The sequence below is a fragment of the Blautia sp. HCP3S3_H10_2 genome (genome assembly GCF_052122375.1).
In the GTDB taxonomy this organism is placed as follows: Bacteria; Bacillota; Clostridia; order Lachnospirales; family Lachnospiraceae; genus Blautia_A.
In genome coordinates, this window is sequence record NZ_JBQKCL010000016.1 from 101,339 (window position 1) to 108,440 (window position 7,102).

Genomic DNA, 7,102 nt, shown 5'->3' on the forward strand with positions numbered 1-7,102 from the left:
TATGAACTGGGATTATCTACAGCCGGTGAAAATTCATTTCGGCAAAGGCAGAGTACATGAAATTAAGAAAATAGCCAGAGAACTTGGATGTGAACGAGGCCTTCTGGTAGCCGGACCGTTTTTCTTTAAAAGCGGTCTGGCAGAAAAGCTCATAAAAGAATCAGACGGATTGATCGTAGCGTCCTTCGGAGATGTTTCACCGAATCCGGACGTTACAGAGGTAGATGCCTGTGCAGAAGTAATCCGTCAGAAAAATATCGGTTTTGTAATCGCCCTTGGAGGCGGAAGCCCTATGGACTGTGCGAAAGCAGCTGCAAGTGTGGCTCTAACCCCGGATTCCATCCGTAAATATCACGGAACAGGAGTGGCAATGCCACAGGAGCATTTACCTCTGATTGCAATTCCAACCACAGCAGGAACCGGAAGCGAAGTAACCTGTGTGTCTGTACTTTCAGATCATGCCAATGGGAAAAAGGCGCCTATCGTGTCAGAAGGCTTTTATCCGGAAGCAGCTATTATTGATCCGGAGCTGACGTATACGATGCCCCCTCATATTACTGCGGGAACCGGAATTGATGTTCTTTCCCATGCAATCGAAGGATACTGGAGCAAAGGACATCAGCCAATCTGTGATGTACTTGCGATGCATGCAGCAGATCTGGTATTTAAATATCTTTACAGAGTATATGAAAATCCTGAGGATGAAGAAGCAAGGGAAAAAATGTGTGAGGCATCTTTGATTGCCGGATTAGCTTTTACTCTGCCCAAAACAACTTCTTCCCATGCATGCTCTTTTCCGCTGACCAATATTTATCATATTCCTCATGGCGAGGCCTGTGGTCTTACACTGGATTACTTTATAAGAATCAATGCAAAGGGAGAAGGCAAAGAACGGGTACAGGAATTTGCCGAAAAGCTAGGCTTTAAAGATGCAGATGAGATGGCAGACGCAGTTTTTGAATTAAAGAAGAAAATGAGACTGAGATGTGACCTGAAAGATTTAGAACTGGATGATGCTCAGATAGCAGAACTTGTTCACATTAGCAGACATCCAAATCTATACAACAACCCGGTAGAAATTACAGATGAAATGTTAGATGAGATGTACCGGTATCTGGCTGGAAAATAAATCGGATGAATCTAATAAATAAAAGAAAAAGACTTGCAATTTACGGATAATAATAGTACCATAAAAAAGTGACAAAGGAGTCCGGATACGAGGTATCTGGGCTCTTTTTGCATTCACAGGGATGTCTGCACAAGCAGATATGCGCGATTGGGTGATTTATGGATGAGAAGAAGGGAGAGAAATTTATGAAGTTGATCACAGCGATTGTCCGCCCGGAAAAGGTTATGGATGTTATCAAAGCTTTGGAAGCAGAAGGGTATTATGCTTTTTCCAAATGGGCTATTTCCGGAAGGGGAAAAGAAAAAGGAATCCAGGTAGGAGATGTGCTTTATCAGGAAATGGCAAAAAGTATGTTATATATTACAGTCGGGGATAAAGAAAAGGATGAAGTTGTAGATATTATCATCAACAGCGCGAAAAGCGGCAAATATGGTCATTATGGTGACGGAAAGATTTTTGTTTCAGATATTGCCGAGGCATATACGATTAGTGAAGAGACAAGAGAAGATGATGACGAATGACGCATCAGGAGGTTGCATATGGGTGAAAAAAAGAAAAGGACAAAATTAAAAAAATCTATGGGGCCTGGTTCCATATGGGCTGTAGCAGTTGGCTCAATTATTGGATGGGGCTGTTTCATACAGGGTGGTCTCTGGACTGAACGTGCAGGCGGACCACTTCCTTTGTTCCTTGGCTTCCTGGCAGGTGGATTACTTATGATCGTAGTCGGTTATAGTTATTCTTATATGATTGCAAAGTTCCCGGTAGCGGGCGGAGAATTTGCTTATGCTTATAAAGGATTTGGAAGGACAGCCTCTTATATATGTGGATGGATGCTGTCTCTTGGCTATCTGTCAATCGTAGCACTGAATGCAACGGCACTTCCTGTACTGGCATCCTATATTTTCCCAGGAGTCTTTAACAGAGGTTATCTGTACACCATTGCCGGATATGATGTATATATGGGCGAAGTTGGATTGTCTCTGTTTTTCATTATTCTCTTTGGAATCATGAATTATAAAGGTGCAAAATCAGTTGGAAATCTTCAGCTGATCATGGTTCTTATTATGTGTGCAGCTGTAGTTGTATCGGTAGCCGGTGTAATTGTAACTGGTCATTTTGATGCGGCAAATCTTCAGCCTGCCTATGGCGCAGAGGGAAAAACACTGGGAAGCGGTTTTGTTTCAATTCTGGCACTTGCACCATTTCTCTACGTTGGATTTGATTGTATTCCACAGGCAGCAGAAGAATATGATTTTCCACCACAAAAATGCAAGCTGTTGATTATTTCAGCTCTTATTGTAGGCGCTTTGATTTATGGGGCAATGGCACTTGTAACAGATTGTGTTATTCCCTGGCAGCAGGTTTTGACAATGACAGATGAAAGTGGAGTACTAGTAAAATGGCATACCGGTGCAATTCTTGATCTGGCAATGGGAAAAATTGGTGTATGCTTCGTAGCACTGGCTGTGTGTATGGGTATTTTCACAGGAATGAATGGATTCTTTATGACGTCCAGCCGTCTCTTATTTGGCATGGCAAGAGCAAAGATGCTTCCATCTGCCTTTGAAAAGGTTCATCCGGAGCATAAAACACCGTCTGTGTGTGTTGTTTTCACAATGATCATTTGCTGTATTTGTCCGTTCTTTGGACGGGAAGTAATCGGATGGGTTGTTGATATGTGTTCTGTTGGTACTGCTTTTGGATATTTCTTTACCTGTGCAGGTGCGTATATTCTTTTGAAAAAATACGGCGACGCTACAGATACAAACAGAATTCATCCGGCGGTAGCCATGGGCGGCTGCATTATTTCCGTGCTGATCCTGCTCCTTCTGATCGTACCTGGTTCACCGGCATTTATGGCACCACAGTCATTTGCTGCATTGATCGTGTGGGTACTTATGGGAGTTACTTTCTATTTTGTTTCCAGGAAAAATTTCGCAAAGATTTCCAAGAGAGAGATGGATTATCTGATTCTTGGAAATGTGCAGGTAGTCAGAGGAATGCGAAAAGGGAAAAATCAGGGAGGCGTTGTACAGGGAAATGTGGTAGAGCCGAAAGTGTGTCAACAAGAAGATTGAATTCTGTAATCGGGCTATTGCATAAAATAAAATAGAAAATTGCTATAGGGAGAATACAGATGCCAGATCAGAAACTGGATAATCTTTTAAATCTTGCCCTGAATTCCACAGCAGAAGAGCGGGAAAAATCAGAAAATCTGAATGTTGGTTATGACCAGCAGACACGTATGTGGGATGTGATAGTAAAATACAGTATGGTGGGAGAGAGAGAGGCAGATATATCTTTGGGGGGAGGTTCAAATGTTATAAATAATGTTGTACCATCTATCCTTGATGAAACAGGAAAAAATGCAATTTCTATATCTCGCGAATTCGAAAATACGATAAATTCCATACTTGGCGGATCTGGAATATCCGTAGTACCGCTGCTTGGCGGATATGCAATTGTTACACTTCCGGAAAGTATGCTGGATGAATATTCAAAAAGGCCACAGATCGAGTTTATAGAAAAGCCTGCCAGGTTATATTTTGAAGATTATTTTTCCAAAGAGGCAAGCTGCATTAACCAGGTGCAGCGTGATGAGCCCGGAAACCTGCAGCTGAGTGGAAAGGGCATATTAGTGGGAATTGTGGATTCCGGCGTGGATTACCGGCATCCTGCATTTCTCACAGCAGATGGAAAATCCAGGATTTTGCGTCTGTGGGATCAGGGCATTCCAGGCAATCCGCCAGATGGCTATCTGACAGGAACTGAATATACGAATGAGGAAATCAATGAGGCGTTGTCTCTTCCGATACAGGAGGGGCGGCGCCTTGTTGCGTCTGAAGACAGAAGTGGACATGGAACTGCTGTACTTGGGGTAGCTGCCGGAAGTGATTTTTCAAAAGGGGCAAGGAACCGTGGAGTTGCTTATGAAAGTGATCTTCTGGTTGTAAAAATGGGAATTCCAAGAGAGGATTCTTTTCCACGGACAACGGAACTGATGCAAGGGGTAGATTACCTGGTAAGGCAGGCGCTGGAGATGAGACGTCCTATTGTGATCAATCTGAGTTTTGGGAATAATTATGGATCACACAGAGGGGATTCCCTGGTGGAAACTTATCTGGATTCAGTTTCAAGTATGGGGAAAACAGTACTCTGCGTGGGGATGGGAAATAATGGAAATGATGCCCTTCATTATGGCGGGAAAATTTCAAATGGGGAAACGCAGGAAATTGAATTGGGAGTAGGTGCGTTTGAGCCGGCCTTAAATGTCCAATTGTGGAAAGATTATGAAGATGAAATGGAAATTTATATAGAAAATCCAGCTGGTGAGCGGGTTGGTCCATTGGATGAAATACTGGGAGCGCAACGCTGGCTGCTCGGGAATACAAAGCTGTTGGTATATTATGGAAAACCAGCACCGTATCATGTGACGCAGGAGATTTATGTGGATTTTCTGGTAGAAAATGGCTATGTAGACAGCGGCGTTTGGAAAATTATTCTGACAGCAGAAAAGATCAAAAATGGAAATTATTCGCTTTGGCTTCCCGGCAGCAAAACTTTGAATCCCGGGACTGCATTTTACCTTCCACGGGCCCAGGGAACGTTAACAATTCCAGCTACTTCCAGAAGAGTGATCAGTGTAGGGGCTTATGATGCCCGGCTAAACGCTTACGCTGATTTTTCAGGAAGAGGCAGCAGTCTTTTACCTTATCCCAAACCAGATCTGGTGGCACCTGGGGTGGATATTCTTGCGCCAAGAGCTGGTGGTAGGTATGCCCGGTTTTCGGGTACTTCATTTTCGACTCCATTTGTAACCGGGGCGGCAGCTTTACTGATGGAATGGGGAATCGTGCGTGGAAATGATCCCTATTTATATGGGGAAAAAGTGAAGGCATATCTGAGGAGAGGAGCGAAGCCACTTCCGGCGTTTGGGAGGTATCCCAATGAGGAGATTGGGTATGGGGCGCTTTGTGCAGCACAAAGTATTCCATTATAGTTGAAAAATAAGCCTTTTCGAGAAAAACAGTCGTATGTCTGTTATTATCCGGAAAATTTATCACTGTAATGAATATGCATATCTTCCCAGTCCATGAATAATACATAGAACACCCTTCCATATTGCTGGCTTTCTACGATCCTTCCGTGATCGAGGACAGAAAGATAGGAGCCGTCAGCTTTTCGGAGGTGAAAGTGAATATAGTCATTTTCATTATCACTATCAACCTGTTCCCAGATGCTGGATTCTATCTGTTTCTGTTCATCTTTCAGGATCAGGTTGCGGAAGCGCTTATTGGTGAGTCTGAAGAGCTCGTCCATATCTTTATATCCGGTCATATGAAGGAACTCATGGTTTGCATAAAAGAGTTCGTCATCGTCTTTGTCCGCTCTGTATATGATAAATGCACCCGGAAGGTGTTCAGAGATATCTTTAAATGCGAATCCCAGTTGTTTACGGATTCCGGACTGAAGACCTTCCCTGTAGGCCATACACCCGTTTTTTCCGTGAAGTTTTATTTCATAAAGGGCTGCATCTGCAGAGCGCATAAGCTGTGAACGGCTGGCTGCAAATGTGGGATATACCGCAACCCGGGAAATCCGTACATTGAATGATCCGAAATGCGCCAATATACCAATCATTGCGATGACTGCCAATGCTTTTGAGGAAGATCGCAAAAAGGCAATCAAGGCGGGTATGAACGCTCATATTGCCAAACCAATCAGTGTAGATATAATTCTGGAAAATCTGGAGAGAATGCGCCAAAACAGAAAGTATTTTAATGAACCTGCTGAGAAAAGTTAAAAACTTTTCAGCAGGTTTTAATTTATCCAAAAAAATTACATGCATACTGTTAGAAGTGCTAGTGTAAATATCTGAGCGTTCACGTATAATGTAGATAAACAAAAAATCTTCTCACAAAATTAAGTAAAAAGAGTCCGGGGAGTACATTAAAAAAGAAAGGAGATGTTTGTATGAGTAAAAAAATGAGGTTGTGGATGGCAGGAACAGTAGGAGTCTTAATGGCAGGCTTTATGAGCGTAAGTGTTTATGCCCTTGAAGAAAAGGATGTTATTGGAACCTGGTATGTAAATGAGCTTTCTATGGGCGAAGGTGCATCCTTTCATCCGGGGGCAATAGGAATGGAAGTGACCGTGGACATTAAAGAAGACGGTAAAATGGAAACAACAAGTTCTGTTTATGGGGAAGAGCCTGAGGTAGATGAATCAGAGTGGAAAATAGAAAATGATAAAATTTTGATGACTCATAATGATCAGACAGAAGAATGTGAGTACAAGGACGGTAAGATAACCTTAACAGCAGATGGAACGACAATGATCCTGAGTCAGGAAAAGGAAGAGTATGAGCCTTATGTACCGGGCAAACCGGTAGAAAATCCAACTATGAAGGATTTTGAAGGAGAATGGAGCTGTACTCTGATGGAAGCATTTGGAATGCAGATGCCGGTTAATGCTGACTTTACAGGATTTGAAATGAGTATGTCTGTGGAAGACGGAAAGGCTGAAATTATCTTAATAGAGAGCGGAGAAGAGACAAAAGTAGAACTTCAGGGCGACGTGGAAGGAAACGCACTGGTATTAAAGGCTGTAACAGAGGATGAGGCAGGAACTATGTTTTTCAGTCTTGATAATATGAAGTTCAATTTACTAGATGATGGAAAACTGTGTTTGATAGCAGAAGATGATGCAGAGGAATCTGATGACGGCGAAGAAGCAGATGATTCTGAAACAGGTGAAGTTGATTTTTCCGTAAAGACATATTTTGAAAAAATAATTGTTACAGAATAAGGTAAAATACTGCCGCACCATTCCGGTGCGGCAGTATGGGATTTCAGATAAAAAAGGAGCTTCCTGTATAATAAAAAGCGTGGATGTTGAAAATTGAAAATACCTCAGAGTACAATAAGACTACTGACTGGCAGGTTAGTAAAAATCTTATTATACAGAGAG

The 7,102-nt window shown here is 42.5% G+C and carries 7 protein-coding genes; 6 read left to right on the forward strand and 1 reads right to left on the reverse strand.

Annotation, left to right across the window (positions count from 1 at the left end; genetic code table 11):
• Position 1 precedes the first annotated feature (1 nt).
• The 4 genes from ACTQWB_RS15740 to ACTQWB_RS15755 all read left to right on the forward strand — a co-directional run bounded on the left by ACTQWB_RS15740 (position 2) and on the right by ACTQWB_RS15755 (position 5,132).
• Complete coding sequence (locus tag ACTQWB_RS15740) at positions 2–1,129, forward strand: iron-containing alcohol dehydrogenase family protein (protein WP_441502309.1); 1,128 nt, start codon at positions 2–4, stop codon at positions 1,127–1,129.
• Between the two features lie 185 nt (positions 1,130–1,314).
• Positions 1,315–1,650, forward strand: coding sequence for a P-II family nitrogen regulator (locus tag ACTQWB_RS15745; RefSeq protein WP_441502308.1), 336 nt, complete (start codon positions 1,315–1,317; stop codon positions 1,648–1,650).
• Between the two features lie 18 nt (positions 1,651–1,668).
• A complete protein-coding gene (locus ACTQWB_RS15750; RefSeq protein WP_441502307.1) occupies positions 1,669–3,210 on the forward strand; it encodes an APC family permease in 1,542 nt (513 codons plus the stop codon).
• Positions 3,211–3,269: 59 nt separating this feature from the next.
• Positions 3,270–5,132, forward strand: a complete 1,863-nt coding sequence (locus tag ACTQWB_RS15755; RefSeq protein WP_441502306.1) for a S8 family peptidase — start codon at positions 3,270–3,272, stop codon at positions 5,130–5,132.
• A 44-nt stretch (positions 5,133–5,176) separates the two neighbouring features.
• Here the strand turns inward: ACTQWB_RS15755 and ACTQWB_RS15760 are convergent, their stop codons facing one another.
• Positions 5,177–5,623: a PAS domain-containing protein gene (locus tag ACTQWB_RS15760; RefSeq protein WP_441502305.1), complete on the reverse strand. Its 447-nt coding sequence runs from the start codon at positions 5,621–5,623 to the stop codon at positions 5,177–5,179.
• Positions 5,624–5,705: 82 nt separating this feature from the next.
• Here ACTQWB_RS15760 and ACTQWB_RS15765 point away from each other — a divergent pair, with 82 nt between their 5' ends.
• A complete protein-coding gene (locus ACTQWB_RS15765; protein WP_349056106.1) occupies positions 5,706–5,936 on the forward strand; it encodes a response regulator in 231 nt (76 codons plus the stop codon).
• Between the two features lie 170 nt (positions 5,937–6,106).
• The gene (locus ACTQWB_RS15770) at positions 6,107–6,940 is read left to right on the forward strand and encodes a hypothetical protein (protein ID WP_349056107.1); all 834 of its coding nucleotides are present in this window, start codon (positions 6,107–6,109) and stop codon (positions 6,938–6,940) included.
• The last annotated feature ends 162 nt before the right edge of the window (positions 6,941–7,102 follow it).

Excerpts from the sequence above, each read along its gene's own strand:
- ACTQWB_RS15740 (WP_441502309.1), top strand. The coding sequence starts at position 2 with ATGAACTGGGATTATCTACAGCCGGTGAAAATTCATTTCGGCAAAGGC.
- ACTQWB_RS15745 (WP_441502308.1), top strand. The coding sequence starts at position 1,315 with ATGAAGTTGATCACAGCGATTGTCCGCCCGGAAAAGGTTATGGATGTT.
- ACTQWB_RS15750 (WP_441502307.1), top strand. The coding sequence starts at position 1,669 with ATGGGTGAAAAAAAGAAAAGGACAAAATTAAAAAAATCTATGGGGCCT.
- ACTQWB_RS15755 (WP_441502306.1), top strand. The coding sequence starts at position 3,270 with ATGCCAGATCAGAAACTGGATAATCTTTTAAATCTTGCCCTGAATTCC.
- ACTQWB_RS15760 (WP_441502305.1), bottom strand. The coding sequence starts at position 5,623 with ATGGCCTACAGGGAAGGTCTTCAGTCCGGAATCCGTAAACAACTGGGA.
- ACTQWB_RS15770 (WP_349056107.1), top strand. The coding sequence starts at position 6,107 with ATGAGTAAAAAAATGAGGTTGTGGATGGCAGGAACAGTAGGAGTCTTA.